The sequence below is a fragment of the Fibrobacter sp. genome (assembly GCF_045601785.1).
In the GTDB taxonomy this organism is placed as follows: Bacteria; Fibrobacterota; Fibrobacteria; order Fibrobacterales; family Fibrobacteraceae; genus Fibrobacter.
Map to the genome: position 1 here is coordinate 60220 of NZ_JAZSAF010000044.1, position 20452 is coordinate 80671.

At 41.5% G+C, this 20452-nt stretch carries 23 protein-coding genes; 2 read left to right on the forward strand and 21 right to left on the reverse strand.

Features of this window, described 5'->3' with window-relative positions:
- Positions 1–19: 19 nt before the first annotated feature.
- The 16 genes from ACKI61_RS06730 to ACKI61_RS06805 form a co-directional block, all read right to left on the reverse strand.
- Entirely contained in the window at positions 20–1363 is a 1344-nt protein-coding gene (locus ACKI61_RS06730) for an ANL family adenylate-forming protein (RefSeq protein ID WP_407456990.1), read from the reverse strand.
- The gene (locus tag ACKI61_RS06735) at positions 1360–2055 is read right to left on the reverse strand and encodes an SDR family NAD(P)-dependent oxidoreductase (RefSeq protein ID WP_407456991.1); all 696 of its coding nucleotides are present in this window, start codon (positions 2053–2055) and stop codon (positions 1360–1362) included. The genes ACKI61_RS06730 and ACKI61_RS06735 overlap by 4 nt, the downstream gene beginning before the upstream one ends.
- Positions 2055–2351, reverse strand: a complete 297-nt coding sequence (locus ACKI61_RS06740; protein ID WP_407456992.1) for a hypothetical protein — start codon at positions 2349–2351, stop codon at positions 2055–2057. The genes ACKI61_RS06735 and ACKI61_RS06740 overlap by 1 nt, the downstream gene beginning before the upstream one ends.
- A 4-nt stretch (positions 2352–2355) precedes the next feature.
- Positions 2356–3126: a hypothetical protein gene (locus tag ACKI61_RS06745; RefSeq protein WP_407456993.1), complete on the reverse strand. Its 771-nt coding sequence runs from the start codon at positions 3124–3126 to the stop codon at positions 2356–2358.
- Between the two features lie 20 nt (positions 3127–3146).
- Positions 3147–4217 carry a 3-oxoacyl-[acyl-carrier-protein] synthase III C-terminal domain-containing protein gene (locus ACKI61_RS06750; RefSeq protein WP_407456994.1) on the reverse strand — a complete coding sequence of 357 codons (1071 nt, stop codon included), beginning with the start codon at positions 4215–4217 and terminating at the stop codon, positions 3147–3149.
- Complete coding sequence (locus ACKI61_RS06755) at positions 4217–4456, reverse strand: acyl carrier protein (RefSeq protein WP_407456995.1); 240 nt, start codon at positions 4454–4456, stop codon at positions 4217–4219. Before ACKI61_RS06755 ends, ACKI61_RS06750 begins: the two co-directional genes overlap by 1 nt.
- Before the next feature lie 9 nt (positions 4457–4465).
- On the reverse strand, positions 4466–5989 hold the full coding sequence (locus tag ACKI61_RS06760) for an amino acid adenylation domain-containing protein (protein ID WP_407456996.1): 1524 nt from the start codon (positions 5987–5989) through the stop codon (positions 4466–4468).
- A gap of 10 nt (positions 5990–5999) precedes the next feature.
- Positions 6000–6857: an AAC(3) family N-acetyltransferase gene (locus tag ACKI61_RS06765; RefSeq protein WP_407456997.1), complete on the reverse strand. Its 858-nt coding sequence runs from the start codon at positions 6855–6857 to the stop codon at positions 6000–6002.
- A 19-nt stretch (positions 6858–6876) separates the two neighbouring features.
- On the reverse strand, positions 6877–7635 hold the full coding sequence (locus tag ACKI61_RS06770) for an SDR family NAD(P)-dependent oxidoreductase (protein ID WP_407456998.1): 759 nt from the start codon (positions 7633–7635) through the stop codon (positions 6877–6879).
- Between the two features lie 54 nt (positions 7636–7689).
- Positions 7690–7908 carry an acyl carrier protein gene (locus ACKI61_RS06775; RefSeq protein ID WP_407456999.1) on the reverse strand — a complete coding sequence of 73 codons (219 nt, stop codon included), beginning with the start codon at positions 7906–7908 and terminating at the stop codon, positions 7690–7692.
- 3 nt (positions 7909–7911) lie between these two features.
- Positions 7912–8457, reverse strand: a complete 546-nt coding sequence (locus tag ACKI61_RS06780; protein ID WP_407457000.1) for a GNAT family N-acetyltransferase — start codon at positions 8455–8457, stop codon at positions 7912–7914.
- A 59-nt stretch (positions 8458–8516) separates the two neighbouring features.
- Entirely contained in the window at positions 8517–9653 is a 1137-nt protein-coding gene (rffA, locus tag ACKI61_RS06785; RefSeq protein WP_407457001.1) for a dTDP-4-amino-4,6-dideoxygalactose transaminase, read from the reverse strand.
- A 61-nt stretch (positions 9654–9714) separates the two neighbouring features.
- Positions 9715–10902: a hypothetical protein gene (locus ACKI61_RS06790; RefSeq protein ID WP_407457002.1), complete on the reverse strand. Its 1188-nt coding sequence runs from the start codon at positions 10900–10902 to the stop codon at positions 9715–9717.
- A complete protein-coding gene (locus ACKI61_RS06795; protein WP_407457003.1) occupies positions 10902–12602 on the reverse strand; it encodes a hypothetical protein in 1701 nt (566 codons plus the stop codon). Before ACKI61_RS06795 ends, ACKI61_RS06790 begins: the two co-directional genes overlap by 1 nt.
- The gene (locus ACKI61_RS06800) at positions 12602–13360 is read right to left on the reverse strand and encodes a hypothetical protein (protein ID WP_407457004.1); all 759 of its coding nucleotides are present in this window, start codon (positions 13358–13360) and stop codon (positions 12602–12604) included. The genes ACKI61_RS06795 and ACKI61_RS06800 overlap by 1 nt, the downstream gene beginning before the upstream one ends.
- A gap of 13 nt (positions 13361–13373) precedes the next feature.
- The gene (locus ACKI61_RS06805) at positions 13374–15041 is read right to left on the reverse strand and encodes a hypothetical protein (RefSeq protein ID WP_407457005.1); all 1668 of its coding nucleotides are present in this window, start codon (positions 15039–15041) and stop codon (positions 13374–13376) included.
- Positions 15042–15093: 52 nt separating this feature from the next.
- Here ACKI61_RS06805 and ACKI61_RS06810 point away from each other — a divergent pair, with 52 nt between their 5' ends.
- On the forward strand, positions 15094–15438 hold the full coding sequence (locus tag ACKI61_RS06810) for a hypothetical protein (RefSeq protein WP_407457006.1): 345 nt from the start codon (positions 15094–15096) through the stop codon (positions 15436–15438).
- Positions 15439–15532: 94 nt separating this feature from the next.
- Here ACKI61_RS06810 and ACKI61_RS06815 read toward each other — a convergent pair whose 3' ends face one another.
- The gene (locus tag ACKI61_RS06815; RefSeq protein ID WP_407457007.1) at positions 15533–16369 is read right to left on the reverse strand and encodes a tyrosine-type recombinase/integrase; all 837 of its coding nucleotides are present in this window, start codon (positions 16367–16369) and stop codon (positions 15533–15535) included.
- A gap of 154 nt (positions 16370–16523) precedes the next feature.
- Between ACKI61_RS06815 and ACKI61_RS06820 the strand changes: the two genes are divergently transcribed.
- Positions 16524–16865, forward strand: coding sequence for a hypothetical protein (locus tag ACKI61_RS06820; RefSeq protein ID WP_407457008.1), 342 nt, complete (start codon positions 16524–16526; stop codon positions 16863–16865).
- A 77-nt stretch (positions 16866–16942) separates the two neighbouring features.
- On the opposite strand, the gene ACKI61_RS06825 is transcribed toward ACKI61_RS06820, so the two are convergent.
- The 4 genes from ACKI61_RS06825 to ACKI61_RS06840 form a co-directional block, all read right to left on the reverse strand.
- Entirely contained in the window at positions 16943–17422 is a 480-nt protein-coding gene (locus tag ACKI61_RS06825) for a type IV pilin protein (RefSeq protein ID WP_407457009.1), read from the reverse strand.
- 433 nt (positions 17423–17855) lie between these two features.
- Positions 17856–18830 (reverse strand): IS3 family transposase, encoded by a 975-nt coding sequence (locus ACKI61_RS06830; protein WP_407450621.1) that lies wholly within the window; start codon positions 18828–18830, stop codon positions 17856–17858.
- Positions 18812–19243 (reverse strand): hypothetical protein, encoded by a 432-nt coding sequence (locus ACKI61_RS06835; RefSeq protein WP_407457010.1) that lies wholly within the window; start codon positions 19241–19243, stop codon positions 18812–18814. Before ACKI61_RS06835 ends, ACKI61_RS06830 begins: the two co-directional genes overlap by 19 nt.
- A gap of 121 nt (positions 19244–19364) precedes the next feature.
- Positions 19365–20177, reverse strand: a complete 813-nt coding sequence (locus ACKI61_RS06840; RefSeq protein WP_407457011.1) for a PD-(D/E)XK nuclease family transposase — start codon at positions 20175–20177, stop codon at positions 19365–19367.
- Positions 20178–20452: the final 275 nt, after the last annotated feature.

Here is a 20452-nt window from a genome sequence, read left to right on the forward strand (position 1 = left end):
CATATCTCACAAAAAAAATCTACGCTCCGCGCCTATTCTTTTTAAACCTATTCCCACAGAACATTTCTTCTGTCAAACGATACGAAGCAGGCCTCTTGAATGCTTCCAAATGTTCCATACTACATTTTCTCAACATCTTGATGAAATCACGATTGTTGTTCTCATGATCTACGCAAATTTCAGCAACAACCATTTTTCCTGTAATCGGATTGTCTTCGCCATAGACAAAAGCGTCTTTTACTCCATCAATCGAAAGCAAGAAACTTTCGATTTCGTTCGGATAAACTTTTTCGCCTCCAACATTAATCAAATCAGTTGTGCGGCCAAGAATCTTTAAATATTCTCCCTTGACTTCAACCTTATCCTTTGTGTTAAACCATCCTTCTTCATCAAAGGGACTAGGAGCATTCAAATAGCCAAGCATCGCTGACTTTGCACGGATATATAAAATATCGTCAACAATTTTTGTTTCAAAACCGTCGCCACCGATTTTCATATAAAGAGAATCCGAACTTTCGGATTTTGTTGACATAATACCTAACTCGGAAAGACCATAAGTTTGTTTGAGTTTTACATTAGGCATTATTTTATGCATCGTCTTCAATGTTGATTCAGGCATTGGTTCCGTGCCATAAGAGATCATTTTCAAACTAGACAAGTCAAAACGTTCATATGCACGGCTCAAAAGAATCATATTGATAAAGGTCGGAGATGCAGGAAGCAATTCAACATGGTACTGCGCAATCAACCGACAAACTTCCTCAGGACTACGCTCTTTAAGAGTAACAATGAGACTTCCCGAAGAAAGAGAATGCATCATTGTATTAAAGCCACCAATATGGTCAAAAAGAAGAAATGTTACGGTACTAATTTTCTTTCCTGGCTTCTTAAACTTTTCAATGAGCTGAACCATATCGTGAAGAGCCGCCTTCGGCTCTCCAGTTGTACCCGAAGAAAAAAGAATGAGTCCAGGGTGCTGTTTTTCAATTAGACTACAAAGCATCGGGTGCTTGACAATCGCGCCGGTTTCTGCAACTTTAACATTCACATCATCTGACAAATCAATTACAAAGCCCACTTCCGCCACACGGTTGTAGTCGTTTACACTTTTTACAGATTTTGATATCGGAACAATAATCGAATCATTTTCAATTAAAGCAAGGAATAATGCTATCGACAGGGGCGAAAATTCAGCAATAACAGAGACTATAGAACCTTTTTCTATAGAATTTTGGCTTAAAATGTTTTTTGAGCCTTCATACTTTTGAAGAATATCTCCAAAAGTGTATTCACAACCATTCGTAACAATGGCCGTATCATTTTTGTTAACCAACATTTTCTCAAGTATGAAGTCAATATTCATTTCGTAACTCCGCCAAGATAAATAACTTGTCCTGTAATAAAATCACTATTCGAATTCAAATAAAAATCAATGACATTAATAACATCCTCAACCTTGCCAAACCGATGTATTGCTTGGCTACTCAGAATCCTATCTAACTTTTCCTGAGGGACTTTCGCAATCAAATCGGTCTGTATAGGAGTCGGACCAACAGCATTTACTGTTATCTTGAAATTCGACAACTCTTTTGCCATAATTTTCGTCATACTTTCAATGGCAGCCTTAGCAGATGCGTAAGCAAGCTCTCCATCTAAGGCAAGAGGAACAGCGACCGACGAAAAATTGACAATGCGAGGATGCTCTGATTTTTTTAAAAGATTCACAAAAGCTCTTATAGAAGTAATGCATCCAAAATAGTTGACATTCATCAATCTTTGAGCCGTTTCGTAAGGAGTCATCAGGAAATGGTTCATCGAAGCAATGCCCGCATTGTTAATTAATGCGTCAACAGCTCCAAATTCCTGACGAACAGACTTCGCAAACTGCATCATTTGAGATTCATCGCTAACATCAGCTATATAATGTCTGTATTTTTCGTGCTGGATTTCCGATTCATGACGGCTACAACCAACAACTGTCGCACCCTTACCAAGATAATACTCAGCAATCTTTTTGCCCATTCCTTTATGGGTTCCAGTCACAGCAACAATCATTAGTTAGCCTCTTTCACCAATTCAATCACAAAATCAGTCAACGTACCAATAGAATGGAACGGACTCCGTTCACGCGAGAAAGCCTTATCAGACACAATTCTGACATCCTTGTTCAGCCTGTCGGATATCAGTTCTTCAATAATCGTTACTAACGTAACAAAATCCATCGATTCAATAGAAGACTGTTTGCCAATCAAACGAACTTCCGGATTGAATTCTATTTTCTTTTCGGCTTCAAGTTGTTCATTCAACTCTTCCACAGCATCTTTTATGATGTTCTGAATTTCATTTTCCATATTTTTACCCTCTCTTGAAAATATAATTTTTTAATCCATCTTCACGATATCCGAATGCATCGTGCAATTTTTTCACAGATTCATTATTCGAATCAACCCATAAATAATAAAATTTCACACCCGATTCCAATCGATCATTAAAATATCGAGCTAATAAAGAATATCCGACAAATCCATTCTGAAATTTTGAGGAAACGCACAAGCAACGAGCATACGATTGCGCACCGATATCATCAAAGATTAACACTCCTGCGATTTCTTTCTGGATGACAATTTTAAGAATTTTACGTTCATTCAAGAAGCCTTTTAATTCATCAGACAGAGGAATATGGTCGCACATCACATCAAAGGAATCTAAAAGCATCCGCTGAATTTCGTCAAAATCGTCAACATCGGCAAAGACAGGGGTCAACATTTCCCTAAACTTTTTTTCTGTTTTCTTCGCAATTTTCCTTACATATAGCCGATAAGGCTTAAAAAGCATCTTTTCAAATATAGACCCATCATATTGAAAAGAGGATTTTGTTGTTACATCAGCATAAAGATTGGCAAAGCGATCTAAACTTCGCACAACATCCACATAATCTTCGTTAGTATCTACATTCGTGCGAAAATAATACAGTCTATTATACAATGTATTTTTTTCAATCAGCAACAACGGTTTTGTCAAAACCAATTCGCATTGACCGCATTGCATCTTTTTTTCAATATTTGCAAAGGAATCTATGCAATTTGTCAGGTTCAAACGGCCGACAGCATTCTTTATGATATCCATACACATCGCACAAGCACCATCTATAGAGTAGTTTCTACCATTTCGCAATGATCAAGATTTCCTATATCCATAAACATCACGCCCCAAGCAAGCCCAGAGCCAAAAGCAGAAAGACAGCAGCGACTATTTTTTGAGAGCAATGTTTCACAGCAATTATAAACAGCTGTCAACGGAATGGAGGCTCCGCTAGGGTTGCCAAAGTTTTCAACAAGATTCATAAACAATTTGTCTTTGGGAATACCAACCTTTTCGGCAAGTTTTTGGAGCATAAAACGATTCGGCTGGTGAAAAAAGAAGTAATCAATATCTTCTATCTTGGCGACATTCCTATTAAACACATCCAACAGCATTGAAGCGACGTCTGTTTGAACAAAATTGAATATTTCGCTCCCTTCCATATGCATATGGTCTAATGCCCTAAAATTGCCATCACCCAAATCACGCATCACAGCCGTTTCAGGAGAATTCGGCATACGGAAGCCGCCCGCCGGAATTTTCAACGCATTTCCGCGACTTCCATCCATGTGCATTTCATAATAAATCGATTTAGCGGAGGTGTCATTTTCAACAATCGTAATTGTTGCGGCATCACCAACCAAAGGATAATCGTTCCTATCACGCTTGGAAATCTTATGGCTCAGCACATCGCCATTGACAAGAACAACTTTTTTATTTGGCAAATGGTCTAGAAGCATAAAGGACTGCATCAAGCCGATCAAGAAACCACAGCATCCCTGCGCAATGTCCAAACAAATAACGCCATCGCCAAGCCCGCAATTTCCTGCAATAATATTACTATTGTGCGGGACAAAATAATCCGGGCACAGAGAGACAACGACAACAGCACCGATTTCTTCTTTTTTTATCCAGCCGTTTTGCAGTATGTAATTTAAGCCAAATACACCAAAATCAGAAACAGTCGAAGTTTCCTTGGATAGGCGGTGCTGATTGTAGCCCATTACTTTTTTCAAGCGCATAGTCTGCTGTGCTGGGAAAGAGTAGTTCCCGATTTCATCGTCAAAATGACCGATGGTCTCAGGAACAACCCCCAGCATCGCAGAAATCTTTTTGCCTGAAAAATTCGTAATCATTAATTTGCACCTTTTGAGCTTTTTACCAAAGCAAGAATTGCATCTACAGAAGCATAATTTTCCGGCACGATACTCATGCCATCAATCGTGACCTTGAAATATTCTTCGAGCATTGTCGTGAGTGACACAATGTCAAAAGAGTCCAGCAATCCATCCTCTACAAAATTTGAACTATTTTCATAGTCAAATTCCGGACGGAGTTCCGCAAGCATCTCTAGAATTTTTTTCTTTTCATCCATAAAAGCCTCTTATTCGTTCACCTTGTTTTTTAAAAGTAACCGATCAATTTTCCCGTTCGTATTTCTAGGCAACTCGTCCATCTTGATATAAACAGAAGGAATCATATACGACGGGAAAACCTTACTAATTTCCTTCCTGAAATCTTTATCGGCTATTTCGGCATCATTTTCATAGAACAGGACGATTTCTTTCTTTTCGTAATGATATACCGCACAGCAATACTTGACCAATTTCAAATCGTTTTCAACAACATGTTCAATTTCGCCCAATTCAATTCGATAGCCCATGTGTTTAATCAGGCTATCTTTTCGGCCTTTGAAAATAATGTTTCCGTCTTTTCGCACATAAGCCATATCACCAGTTCGGTAAATCAACTCGGGATAAGACTTGTTCAGTGGATTCTGGACGAATGCAGCAGCCGTCTTTTCGGGATTATTATAATACCCCATTGCTAAAGAGGTTCCTCGAACACAAAGCTCACCCTCTTCATCTACACCGCATTTTTCATCATTGTCATTAAGGATCATAACATCTGTATTGCGATAAGGGATGCCAATCGGCAGAGCCTCGCTCTCGACAGGCCGTTCTTTTACTTCGTAATATGTGCAATCCAAAGTAATTTCAATAGGACCGTACAGATTGGCAAATTTCGTCTGAGGAAGTTTGTCGTACCACACCAGGAACTGTTTTGTCGGGAACACTTCACCCGCAAACCAAACCAATTTCAAGTCAGGCAAAGCAATCTTGTCCAATAGTTGCATGTTCGCAATATTGACCATGATTGAAGGAACCCAGAAAATAAAGCTCACATGATTTGCCGCCAACGATTCCAGAAGTCTTGCAGGGAAAGCAGCCAGCATCGCATCTAGTAAAACTATCTGCGAGCCAAACATCATCAACATGCAAAGTTCAAAATCAAATATATCAAATACAACCGGAGACAATGAACCTAATATTTCGGACCCATCAAAACCAAATTTTTCTTGGGAAACTGCCATAAAATCAAAGAAACTTCTATGATTTAAAACAACTCCCTTTGGGGTTCCCGTCGAACCGGAAGTGTTTATAAGGCAGAATGGGTCTGTATCAATCAGTTGAGTCTTTCTCTGGTTTAATTTGGAAATGCTTATTGGCAAGGAATTGAAATCTAATTGGTCAATGAGAATTTTTGGTAATTCTATTCCGTCAAAGAACTTTTCAAATTTAGAACTTGTAATGATTGCAGCAGGTCTAATCAAGTTGAGAATATTCACAATCCGTTCTTTTGGGGTTTTTACATCCAAGTTCATGAACGGATTAGACGAATACATAATTCCAATGTCAGCAACAACAGTCTGTATCTCTTTGGGCAAAAAGACCGCAATAGGTGTGTTTACGCATCCTTTTGTCAATTCAACGATATGAGAACCTAAGCAAACGGATTTTTTTTGCAATTCATCAAATGTAATTGACTGTGCGTTGTGTACTACGGCTATTTTAGAAGCACATTTCGAAACAGTTTTTTCAAAGGTATAAAGCAAATGGATATTCATTTTCTACCCTCTAGCAATGAGTGATCCTTGACTTTGTCCAATCGTAGGTATATTGATGAATTAAATCTTCATCTCGATAAGGTTTGGCTAAATAATAAAATTTATTTTTTTCAATATTGTGGACTATTTCTTCATACGCGTCTTTTTCGCTAATGCAAGAAATAAACTTGTCACCATATTGACATTGTTGCAATTTGCCTTTGGTTAACAAATCTTTTTCAAAGTAATCATAACGTTCTGGCAGCTGAACTCCTGCACATTGTGTGTGAATATACTGAGTTTTTTGCGAAACATTTCCATTTTCGTCAATTATTTTCCCTTCAAAAGGCATGTCAAATCGATATGGAACATCAAGTATTTTTTCAACATAGTGAACATAAGTGAAACAATTTCCCACATCTGCACCAAGAAAGAGAAACTTAACATCATCCATATGATGCAAAACATCTAAACCACTCCCGACACCCAAAGAATGTTCACTTACATTTTCAAATAACGATCTTAATTTTTCTGGAACGGACAATGACAAAAGCGGGTCATGCGTTCTGTAACGATTCTCTTTCTTTCGATAATATTCGTTAAAAGATCCCATCGATGTTTTACTGTTTAGAACATCATAATCTTCATGGTTGCAAAAACTATATGTAAAGGCGGGAATAATTACATTCGGGACGTTCAAAGAAACAATTGCTTGGTACAAAGCCTCAAGTAATTCAGTTCTCCGGAATCCCTTCGCGGGCGTCCCAAACATTATATCCGAATGAATGAAAAGCGTTTCACAATCGGCAGCACCAACCTGCAGCAAGGATTCGTGCAAATCTTCAACCGAGAAAGCAGTGCCTTTTGTATCAAAAAAAAGTTCCGTCATTGTAGCATACCGTCAGCAACTAGAAGTTAACAAAACCTGCATCTGCATATATAGAGCGTCCAGTAATCATTTTAGCCGCATCCGACAACAAAAACATAATCACGTGAGCAACATCTTCTGGTTCCAACAAGCCTAATACTTGTTTTCTCTTAATTTGTTGGACTTCCTCATCTGACTTCCCTTCAACGGCTTCATCATACATTTTGGTTTTTGTCGAAGATGGCAAAACTGTATTAATTCTAATCCCCTTTTCGGCAAGTTCCATAGCCATCGATGTCACAATTCCGTTCATCGCACATTTAGTTGCAACATATATTCCTTGGCACTTTTGTGGGTACTGTGTTGAAATGGACGAAATGCCCACAACACTGGCATGCTCACTATGATATTTTTTCTTTGACAACAGGCTTACCATTTCAACAAACGAATACAAATTAACGGTCATGCTTTCATCCATATACTTTTTCGAAAGCATTGAGACTGGTAAAATTTTTGCTATTCCCGCACAATAAACCAGACCATCAATTTTTTTTCCTTCAGCAACGACATCATCAAAGATCTCTTGAAAACCACCAGGTTCGCTAAAATCTTTGACGTAACACCGGCAACTATCTGAAGAAAGTTCCATTTTGACTTCATTCAATTTATCTTGACTACGACCAATCAAGCATACATCAGCACCTTGCTGAGACAATTTTACAGCAGTAGCCTTACCCATACCGGAGGTCGCCCCAGCAATAACAATCTTTTTTCCTGTAAAGTCAAATGGGTTCCACATAAATAGCAAGTCTTATGCCAATAATTTCCGTTGTAAAAAAACTATGGCTTGTTATCACTCCATAAAGTTTATCGCGTCCCGAACCGTTTTGAAATTTCGAATATCAGCACCTTTAACAGTCTTCCCAAATCGTTCATCCATCATCGCCATGAAAGCAAGCATTGCGACAGAATCCCAATTATCTAGCTCAGCCAAAAGCGTATCCAACGAGAATTCGGACTGGTCCATATCAAGAACGTCTGCAAAGACAGACTTTTTTTCTTCTTCCGACATATATTACTCCTTGTGCAACATAAGCAACAATTTCTTTATCTTTTTTAATGTATTCGTATCTTCATCTAAATTATACTCAAAATACAAGGCCTCACGCTGACCACGAATTACATTTTTTTTATGAATTCCACCCATTTTATGCGCATCACTAATATGTTTAAAATTATTCGCATATATAACGCCACAAGCTTTATGGACATTCAAAACATTTTTACAAAAATCACGTATTAAAACACCTTCTTCCATCGTCTCTGTCGGTTCACCGACATTTACCTCGCGTCCAATTTCAATCATACCATCATGTAAATCATAAGCCCCAATCAACCCTATCCGTTCGCCCTTTTTGTTCAGAACGACAAAATAGTAGTCGTTAGGTTCCTGCATCTGCCAGCGGATAAAATCCTTCTGGGCTTCGAGCGACGGTGCCAGTTGCCCTACGGTGTCGCGGTTGCGCTTGTCGGCACGGATATTGTACGAAAACTCGGCATCATCAAGCGTGATGCTTCGCAAATCTACAAACATTCCATGTATCACTTCCGGGTAAACCATAAAACGCCTACTATTTTGTAATATAAGTTATTTTAGAGACGCAAGGAGCATTTAGACCATTACACGCCAAAAAACTCATACACCTTATCGCAGATATACTCGATTTCTTCTTCTTTTAGTCCATAGAACATCGGCAAGCGAAGCAGGCGATTGCTTTCATTAGTAGTGTACTTATCTTCGCCATGGAACCGGCCGAAGCGCATGCCCGCGGGCGATGAATGCAGAGGCACATAGTGAAACACCGCGAGGATTCCGTTGTAAGTCAGGTGTTTCAAGAGCGCCGTTCGCGTCGCAAGGTCTTCCACCTTTAGGTAGAACATGTGCGCATTATGTTTGCAATGTTCCGGAATGTACGGCAACTCGACCAGGCCCTTTTCGGCAAGGGTCGCAAGCCTTTCACGATAGGAGTTCCAGCACGCCATGCGAGCATCGTTTATGATATCGGCGCATTCCAGCTCGGCATAAAGATAGGCTGCATTCAGTTCGCTCGGCAAATAGCTAGAACCGAGTTCAACCCAGGTGTACTTGTCAACCTCGCCACGATGGAACTGGCAGCGGTTGGTGCCCTTTTCGCGGATGATTTCGGCACGGTCGTTATACTTGGGGTCGTTGATGAGTAGTGCACCGCCCTCGCCCATGCTGTAGTTCTTGGTCTCGTGATAGCTGTAACAGCCAAAGTCACTCAACGAGCCTAGCGCACGCCCTTTGTATGTCGCCATCATCCCCTGGGCTGCATCCTCGACAACGAATAAATTGTGGCGTTTCGCGATTTCGTTTATCTTATCCATCTCGCAGGCGACCCCCGCATAGTGGACCGGCACAATCGCCTTCGTCTTTTCGGTAATCGCATCTTCGATAAGCTTTTCGTCCAAGTTCATCGTATCGGGGCGAATGTCAACAAAAACGCATTTTGCCCCTTGCGACACAAACGCATCGGCCGTGCTCACAAAAGTGAACGAGGGCATAATCACCTCATCGCCGGGAGCGATATTACAGAGACGGGCTGACATTTCCAGTGCATGCGTACAACTGGTGGTCAGGAGCGCCTTCGCGGCCCCCGTATGCTTTTCGAGCCATTCATGGCAACGCAGGTTGAATGTACCATCACCACAAATGCGACCGCTTTCCACAGCCTGCTTCACGTAATCAAATTCCATCCCCACAAAGGGGGGCTTGTTAAAAGGAATCTTTTGCATATCCGAAATATAAACTTTATTTTACCAAACGAGACAATTTTTTGTAAAAAATTCGCAAAAATCAGTTCAGCACCACAAACGGTACCCATCGGCGGTAGAATTTCGCCTGAAATTCAAGTGGTGAAAGAATTGGTTCGTGATCACCCTGCACAATAAAGCGCACATTAGGGTGTTTTTTTGCCAGATCAGCAATAATCCGTAATGCTCCGAACAGGCGTTCATAGTAGAGCCTTTCACATTCGGCAGGATCATCGCTAATAGGGAAACGGGTATCTCGAGTGGTCCAAGCGATAAACTGTTTGGCACTATCCGGCTGATTCAGTAAAGAATCGATTTTTTCAGCCATCACGATGTCTGCTGTCGCCGAGTCCGTCCAGAATGTTTCTTGGAAACCTATGTTATGGATGTACTTATAACGCCATTGCATTATAGAATCGCCGCCAAATAAGAAGGCCGTTTTATAACCAAGAGAGGCAAACCTATTTGGCATAAATAAGGAATCACGGCGTCTTATCGAGTCCTTCCAAGCAGAATCCAGCAGGTCTTCACGTTCTGCAGTTCGAGTACGGCTATACATTCTAAAATGAATCCCGCGTTCCTTCAAGATTCCATCAAATACAGCCAGTTCTTTTTTAAACAAGGTAGAATCCATCGGAATTCCCCATGATTCCACAAGCACTACTACATTACTGCGAGTCGTATCTACATAATAGCGGGTTACAGAAACAGAATCTGTTGCATTATTCATTTCTTTAAATTCAGGAGTCAAATTATTTCGAGCCCAATCAGGATTTGGAGCAGTTCTTGCCAACCATTTTGTTATAGGAAATTCAAGTAAAGGCTGGCTAGGGAAAACACTCATTAAATAGAAATGAATAATCAAAAGAGCAAACAAGAATGCACTTATTCCATTTATTGTCATCGCCTTCGCAGAATTTAACAAGAGAACCGCCAAAGAACACGTCGCAACAGGAATTAGCACACGCCATCCCATGCCCAAATCCTTATACGAAAGAATGTTCTGCAAATCTCCTACAGACACAAAAATAAGTCCAACAAAAATCAATACCAGCAATGGGAACTTTAAGCGCCAATGCGTTGTTTTAACATACACAAATAACAACGTTAAAATCAGTGTACTATAGCAAAACAATCCACGAACTATATCCTGGCCTTTTTCAAAGGTCACCAAAAAAGGAGTTATCGTTATCAACGCTGTCGCGATTAATGGGTATGCAATTTTCTTCATCATCGCCCCTCACTCTCGACAACCCGATATTTCAATAGGTAAACATCCGAAAAACGCCTTACTGTATCAACCGCAACACTATCAAAATGATGTCTTTGCAGAAAATCCACCAACGATGTTCCAAACTTAATATCACTTACAAAATAAACATTATCATTGACTATATCCTTCATCGGATTTGTCATCCCACGCTGGCGAAAAGACGTTTCCACATCAGGATAATAGGGAGTCCAAAAACCAGTCGGTATAATTCTCTGCCAACTTCCCATAGGTTCATTCAAATAGGGGGGAGACCGATATTCTGTCAAATCCATATAAGTATCCATTGGAACAACAAAAAGAACGCTATCTGGGACCGATTCCATATATGAAAATAGCTGGTCATACCCCTTTCTGTCAAGCATCTTTTGCATCGCCACAAGCCTGCCATCATTTGGATTGCGAAAAAACGCTTTTGTCTCATAATACATATAGCTACTAACCAGAAGAATACCTGCCACAAGAAAAAAAACAATTTTTCTTGAAATCGTGCGAAGCCGGCCCCAGAAAACAATCGAAAGAACAGTCACATAAAAGAACAATCCAAATTCAACCCGATAAACAATTCGATTTACATCAAGCAGATAGGTATACATTCCAAGAACAATCGCTAAAGAGATCCAAAGGAACAAATTTCCTTGTTTATTTGAACACACCAAAACAACGCAAAAAACAACCCAAATAAAGAATATTGGCGTATAGGCAACATGCTCCAAGCAACGCAACAACATTATAGGCAACACCCCACTTGAACTTGTAGCAGTATATTTCCGTATCAATTTTTCGTAGATTTTCACACTATCAGGGGCGAAAACCTCATTATCATAAAAGAACCATTTCTTTAGCAAATCAAAATCTTTCGGTGACGCTCCCATTTCCTGCAAATCTTCATATATGGCGTTTTCGTTATAGAAAGAGCCATCCCCTAAAAGTACTCTAAACGGCTGAAAATCAACATACTGCTTATAAGAAAGGTCTGTATATAAAGACTGATTAAATAAATGCAAGCCAACTATACCAATCCCAAATATAACCAAAGCCAATATCACATAATTTCGAAAAAACCAAAATCTTTTTAAGCAAAATAGAAGAGCTAGGGCAAAAAAAGGCAACCCCATTAAAAACGCCTCCCAGCGCATAAATGAACCCCACCACAGCATCAAAATTCCACAAACAACAAATGGAACCGCATTTTTTTTGCTTTGTCGTTCTTTAGAAACTAAATTGAATCCGAACAAAAACATCAGCATACCAGTAGCAGACAAAATCTCAGCACACAGCGTAAACTGAACCGTCACATATAAGTCTTTGGCACATACCGCCACAAACAGTGTTCCAAAAACCACACCCCACCGAATTCCAACTATTTTAATAAGCAGGAATGCTATACAAGTTAGCGATATAAAAACAGAGACCAGTTCTCCAATGTAGTACCAACATATTTTAGGAAACAAATGGTATAGGGGAAGTAGACAATAAGCATATATCGCATTTACAAACGGAAGATGAACATTGTATTCATTGCCGTATACTCCCGATAATATTCCCGCCATAAAATAATCGTCAATTGCGGCAAATCGCAAATGATGTATGGATAAGCACAAAGCCAAAAAAATTGCATTTATAGCAAGAGCAACACTTATATTTCTATACCGAATCATCACCTACTCCCATTCAAAACAACTACAGGAACCCAATGGGATTTATACTGATTTCTAATTTTTGATTCACACAAAACCGGACGATGCGTCCCCTGCACAACAATATGTACATCAGAGTGCCGTGCGGCAAAATCCACAATCAATTTCAATGAGGCAAACAAGCTATCTTTATCGCCAGATCTAGAACTTTGTGTTGTCCAAGCAATCAATTGAAGAGAATCATTCTGTAGAAGAGAATCAATCTTCCCCAACATCACTCCGTCGTTGCATTTCTGGCAAAACAATGTTTTTTTAAAGCCGATTTCTCTAATATAAACTTGACGGTTATATTCCAAAGAATCACCCCCAAAAAGATAGATGTTTTGATAAATATCGTTACGAAGTTCCACCCGTTCTGCATGTATGTTCCGATTTGCCAATCGTTGATGTAAAGTAAACCAATGAGGAACTTTTTCAAACAACGCCAATTCTTTTTCTAAAACATTCTCCTGAATAGGGACGCCCCACGCATCAACCATAATAAAGAGATTTGCTCGTGAACTATCATACAAATCTTGAATCAACGAACGTCCATCTCTTATCTGGAATTGATTCAAATATTCCTGAGATAGAGAATCCTCATGAACAGAGGATTGGAGATGCCACGGTTTTCCAAAAGGGGTAGAAAAATTCATTTTTCCAAGGACATAGACTAGGCTTGCCGTCACAAAGACAAAAACAAGAAAACTCAATAAATTCAATTTGACTAATTTACGCATACAATCTCTTTTCCTAATCTATCAACCGATACTTCTGCAAAACCAAAGCACCAAAAACAATCACTGTATCAGAAACGATTCTCTTATGGTAGTGCTTTTCATAAAAAACTTCTAAAGGCTGTTGAGCCCCATCTTGCAATACATACACATTATCACGAACAATATCGCGCAAAGGGTTATCAATACCCCGTGCAGAAAGTTCTTTTTTCATAGCAGGCAAATGAATATTCCAGTACCCCCAAGAATAGATATTATTCCAACTGCCCGGTTCAATCGCTAAATACGCCGGATTTTTCAAAGAACCAAGAGACTTATACTGTTCAAAAGATAAAAGAAATACATCATCTGAGTGTTTTTGGGTATATTCCAAAAATGACTTCCAATCATTTGTTAAGACAGGCGTTTCAATCAAGGATGCTGTTCTTTTAAGCGATGATTGCCCCCAAATGCCACCAACAACAAATATTATTGAGACTAATAACAAACACAATTTAAGCCCATTATTTCCCTTTTTCACGAAAGCGTTCGTTTTAAAAAAGGATTCTTCCAAACAAGGGACCGCAAAAACAATGGCATAAAGCCACACACCAGACTCCACATGATAAACCAAGCGATTGACCCACAACAAATATCCTATAGAAATCGCTACTATTCCTAACGAGGCCCATGGATAAAGTCCAGCTTTTTTTGTTCCTGCCATTATAAGCAGCAAACATAATATAACCCAGCACCAACCACTGCTTCGGGTTAAAGTATTCGACACCGCTAAAAAGAAGGCTACAGGAAGACGTTTCCAGTTTAAAGAATATCGGTTATTCCGCGCAACCTCTTTTATGGGTAACAGGCTATCAATGCTAAAAACGTCCGTATCATAAAAAACCCAAGACTTTAACATATTATAATCTAAGCCAGACATCCCCCGTTCTTCAAGTTCATCATATGTTGACTCTTGATCATAAAAAGCTCCGTCTCCAAAATAAGCTCGGATAGGCTGATAATCTGCATAATACTTGTATTCGCCTTCCGCATAAAGGCTTTTATCATATTCTCGCACTCCGAATACAGCCACAAAGGTTAAGACTAAGGCTACCACGACTACGCGATCTAGTTTTTTGAAACCATTCCACTGGGCTGTAAATAAAACAACTAAATAGGGCAATCCTAAAAGGAATCCTTCCCACCGCATGACACTACCGGCAACAACAAAGAATCCTCCTACAGCAAAAAAACATCTTACATTTTCAGCAATTCCATAAATAATCAAAAGGATTCCCGCCGCAGTATACAAAGTCGCACACTGCGTAAAGCTTAATTGAAAATAAAAGTCTGGTGTCAAAGACGCCAAAATCAATGACGCAATAACGAACCCCCACTGTAGCCCTATTTTTCGGATAACTACATAAGTAACAGCTGTAAATGCAGAAAATGTTCCCAACAATTCAAAAATATAATACCACCCCACCTTCGGAAAAAGCCAGTAGAATGGTTTTAGAAAATAACCATAAGCCGAATTCACAAAAAACGTGTGGACATCATAAGCAGAACCATACGCGCCCGTTAGAACGCCTGACATAAAATAATCATCAAGCGACCCCTGACGAACTTGACCAAACGCAAAGTATAACAACAAAAAGAACAGGTTTATAATAAAAGACAATAGTAATGTTTTTATAAAAATCATACTAAAAATATAGTGTTTTGAAACAGAAATATATCTTTTTTCAGCAAAATAAATGGCTGGAACCTACGTGAAGTTGGCTGATGTCTACTTCGTGGAAAACAATGCGTTGGGCACCTGGGCTCAGATCGGCTATAATGGTCCGAACGGTTCTAGCGGTTCTGCATCGTCTTCGACGAATTTCTCTTATGGCGCAACAACCGCTGTTCTTAACGGAAGTGGTTCTGCAACATGGGGTGCGTTCAATGTTGTCGCCATGAATGATTGTCCCAAGGTGACATCTGGTGATGTTTGGACCGTTACACCGACAGTTTCTGACGGCTCCGTTACTTGGGCAGCATCTGTGTCAACCCAGACCTGCAAGGATCTCACTCCGAACTTTGAAAAAATCGGCAAGTAAGTTCGCTAAAAAGATTATAACAGGGAGCCTTCCTTGATGAGGAAGGCTCTTTTCATATATAAAAGAGTCTAGAACACACTGTGCGTACTTCTCGTCATCCGAGTTTTCTAAACTTTTTCATTTCTTTATCCAAAAACGCATCAATATATTTTGCATAAATCAACGTTGTTTCTAAGTTTCTATGTCCCAACAATTTGCTTGTCGCAGAAAGTGATATTCCTAGTGTAATGCAAGTTGTCGCAAAGGTGTGACGGGCGAGGTGGCAGTGGATATGCTTGCTGTAGCCCAGTTTTTTTGCGGCATTGCGCAATGTTCTATTAAAATGGGAATTTTCCACAACCCGAAAAATTCTGCCAGCCTTCATATGTTCTGGTAGTAACAGGCGTGCCTGCAATGGAATCGGAATATAAACCGCATCTCCTGTTTTATGCATCTGTTTGCGAATTTTCCAATCAAAAATTTCTGAAGCATCAAGAGATTGCAAATCACTGTAGCGTAACCCAGTGAAACAACTGAACAGAAAAGCTCGCATGACTTCTTGCTCTGTTTCCGAAAGAATATTATAATGGTCGTTATAATTGAGATACAAACTTTTTAGTTCACGAATCGTCAAGAACCCTCGTCGCGTATAGGCTCTCCCGATTTTCACCTTCTCAAACGGATCCACTTTTAGCAATCCATCCTGATAAATTTTTTTTGAAAAAATGCGGAATACAGAAAGGGCTTTGCATACGGTAGCAGGCTTGTTCCCTAACTGTTGTAGGTGAATTTTATAATTCTGGACGACTGACTGGTCAAAATTTTCTAACTCAAGATTTGGATTATAATCAAAAATTTTTTTCAAATTCCAATAATAGGTATGTACCGTAAATGGGGAAAGGTTGTATTTTTCTTTTTCCAGATATTGCAACGCGGTTTCATAAAATTGCATGTTTGTTTCCTTTTTTACAATGGTGGGCTTCTGAGAATTCAGAAGTTCAGACAAGGTAACATTATAAAGGAAAACAAACAGATATTAATAGATTTTAGAAACTTTTCTTTGCAATAAATCGCCTTGAACTAGAAATAAATTCGCTAGATACTACGTGAAGTTGGCGGATGTCTACTTCGTGGAAAACAATGCGCTTGGCACATGGCAACAGATTGGTTACAATGCCCCGAACGGCTCCAGCGGCTCCCCTGCAGCATCTACAAATTTCGACTACGGCAGTAAAAATACCGCAACAGCACACACTTCTGGTTCTGCAACTTGGGGTGCTTACAACAAGGTTGGCCTCAACGATTGCGCTGCGCAGACCTCAAAGGATATTTGGACTGTAACACCGACAGTCACGGAAGGCTCTGTTGCGTGGGCCGCTGCAGTAGATGGCGGCGACACTGGTAACTGTGGTGTTCTTACTCCGAACTTCTCCAAGATCGGCAAGTAATAGAATTCGTATAATCAAAAATAAAAAGACCTTCCTGCAAAAATGCAGGAAGGCTTTTTTATATATTCACCCAGATCTTATTTACCGATCTTATCGAAAGACGGGGTAAGCTGAGGACATGCTGTTGTGGCAGTATAGGTCAAGCTGTTTCCGTTTGTAGCAGCGGCCACAGCGACATTCCAGTTGCCTGTACCAATTCCACAGTCGTTCAGAGCGACTCTATTCGAAGCTGTCCAGCCATTTGCGCCAGAGAAGTTGCTGATGTCAGCTTCTGCAGACACAGCTCCACTATATGCAAAATTCGTGGTGTTTGCACTAGAGCCAGCTGCAGATGCTCCTGGAGCGACATAGCCGATTAACTGCCAAGTACCGACCTTGTTCGCTTCAGATGCATAAGCATCCTGCAACTTCACGTAGGTTCCAGCGGCGGGGCCGACTTCGGAAGCCTTGGACTTAGCGATCATGCCGAACAGTTTCGGAACTGCGACGGCGGCCAGGATGCCCATGATCACGATCACGACCATCAATTCGATAAGGGTAAAACCTTGCTTTTTCATAGTGTACTCCTTGTTGATGTTTTGTTACACACTTTTTGTGGTTTCTGGCCCGTTAGTGGGCGTTCAACCCGTTCACATCCTTAATATAAACAATTTTTTTCAGAAAAGCAATAGTTTTGTCAAACTTTTTTGCATTTTTGTGTAATTTTTGTCTCGTTTGTGTCACGAAAAATTACTTTGTTTGCAAAATCCTTTTGTTTTCTGTTCAAAATCGCCATATTTCGGCATGAACTTTGATGGAGTATATATACAAATTTTTTTCAAAAAAAACATTTTTTTAAGAAAAAAAGTCAAAATTTCATATTCCAACTTGGAATAAAATGACCATCACTGAAAAAGGTTGACACTTTTTAGGTGATTTTACTGACCGGATTGACAGTTTCTCTGACTTGGTTTACGCCTTTTTCCCGGTATAACGATCCCGGTTGACAGTTCAACCGACTTGGTTGTCACTGCCGACTGGGCCTTCTCCATCCAAAGATATCTTTTTGCCTGCCTCGCGACGTTCGCGGGGCGTCTTCCAGCACCTTTTTTGCGGTCCCTCCTGACCGTGCGCTTCGTTAGGAGTCTGCATCCCGATGCTCATGTGGGGCCGTTCACCGTTGTAGAACGGGATTATTCTCTCGAGTTCGGCCTGGCACTCCTTGCGTGTTGCGAACTTCATCTTGTACAGCCATTCAGTTTTCAGGATGCCGTTTGCGCGTTCCGCGACGGCGTTCTCCAGCGGATCGCCGCTTTGTGTCATGCTGATGCCTATGTTGAGCTTCTTGAGCACTCCCACATATTCGTGGCTGCAGTATTGGCAGCCCCTGTCGGAGTGGTGTATCAGGGCGTGGGCGTGTTCGAGCGGGATCGTGCCCAGCGCCATGAGCAGCGCCTTTAGCGGATAGCGTGTTTCCAGCGTCGGGCCAAGCGCCCAGCCAACGATCTTGTGCGAGTAGGCGTCCGTCACCAGTGACAGGTAGCACACGCCCTCGTCGGTTTCCACGTAGGTGATGTCCGCGACCCATATCTGGTTCGGACGGTTCGGGATTACGCCTGCGATCAGGTTCGGGTACTTCCTGTAGTTGTGTTCCGAGTTCGTCGTCCTGTAGCGCCTGCGCCGCTTCAGTCGCACCATGAGGTCGTTTTCCCGGAGCAGCTCCACGAACGAGTCCCGGCCCATCATGTCCGGAGCCCCCATGCTGGCCGAGATGATCCTGTGCAGTTTCGCGCAGCCAAGTCCGGGGTTGTCCTTGCGGTAACGGCGTGCCGCGTCCAGGACCACGCACTCCATCGCGTCGCCCGCGAAGTCATTGTCGCTTCGCTTGTAGAACGCCTGCCTGCTATAACCAAACAGCCCGCAGAGGGCATCCAGGGATGTGCCCGGGAGCCTCCTGCGTAGCAGGGCTACCGTTTGGTGCCAGATTTTTTTCTGATGGGTATGTTGAACTTGCTCTCGGCAAGCTCTATCATGGTGTCGAAGGCCTTCGCGCGCAGTGTCTCGGTATCCAGCGCCTTCTGCAGGCGACGGTTCTCGAGTTCAAGCTCGCGTATCCTTTCTTCGGGGTCCTTGGCCATGTCTTCAGTCTCGCTTGCCCCCAAAGATAGCGATTCTTCGCGCAGGAAGCGGTCCATCCAGTTGAATAGGACCTGCCTGCTGCTTAGGTGGTACTTCTCGACGATTTGTGCCGCAGTCATCTTTCCCGCCTGGTATTCGGCGACAACCGCCATTTTGTCTTCGTCGTCGAAGATGCGCTTTTCGGTGGTAACGCTAGTCCATCGGGGATATCCGAACTGGTCGTATTCCGCGACTCTCTTTATTACCTGTTTTGTCTTCATTGGCACTACTCCTGCTTTTTTGAGTAGTGTCAACTTTTTTCAGTATAAGACAAAAATGACAAAAAGCCCGGCTTTCGCCGGGTTACAGGTCCTTATTTGCATTGTTTTGACAATGCGTCAGCTACCGTGCAAGGTTTGCATTGATTGCGAGCACCTCGGCTTCAGACAGTTTAGAAATGCGAACAACTTTCTCGACAGAATCTCCTTCTGCGAGCATGCCGGCAGCTATCTCGCGTGCCTTGGCGTCAGCCCCTTCCGCACGGCCCTCTTCCTTGCTTTCATGAAGGTCATATTCGTAAGTCATATACTTGTTCCTTATGAGAGTGTCGGCTTTGTAATGAGACACCTGGTCGTTGATGGTTTTAGTTTCACGGGAGTCCGCGTTCCGGGTCGCAAAGTACTTCATGTAAGCCTTGACGACTGGGTCCGTAAAATCCTCGTACTTCTTAAAGATATAAAAATTTTTGTAGGTGCGATCATTCAAGATAATATTCGTGTTTTCCTTCGCCCTGTTTTCAAAGTGGTAAGCCGGAAAGCCGCACCCGAAAATGTCCATAGGACAAAGAAAGATGACATATTGTTCCTTGAGACTGGTGTAATAGCCGCCCTTCGACAGAGCCACGCCGTCGCCCACGCTCTGGTAGTACCTGGCGCGCTGCGGCAGTTCCTTGGTGTCAACCATCTGCATCTCAAGATCAAAAGACCGGATTGTTTCGCCGTTTTCGTTCGTTTCACGAGCAAAGACATCGTAGCGGACGCCCTTGTGTTCCGCATCGTAGCTCAAGACCGCCTCCGGGATAGGGGTTTCCAGGTGGTCGATTTCGATGCCCAGCAAATGCTCGATAAAGGGCTTCGCGATATGCTTGTTGCTGAATACGAGCCCGAACATAATCGGGTCGGTAATGTCAAGGTCGTCAAAAGACTTGATATTCATTGGTATTTTCCTTTCGTGTTAAGTTACGGGTACCCCCTATTACTTAACACGCTGTTTTCTGCCAACCTGTGAACATTTATCAGTAAAGAGTTTGTAAAAAAAAGAAAAACCCGACAAAAGCCGGGCTTCATCACGCAACTTCTATGTCAAGTTTGCTTTCGGTATAGCGTTTGACTACGGAATTGAGCAGCGTCTGGTACGGAATGCCGACGCGTTCAGCCTTCGCTTTGAACGCCTCCAAAACGCCTGGATCAAAACTTGTCCCGACTTTAGTC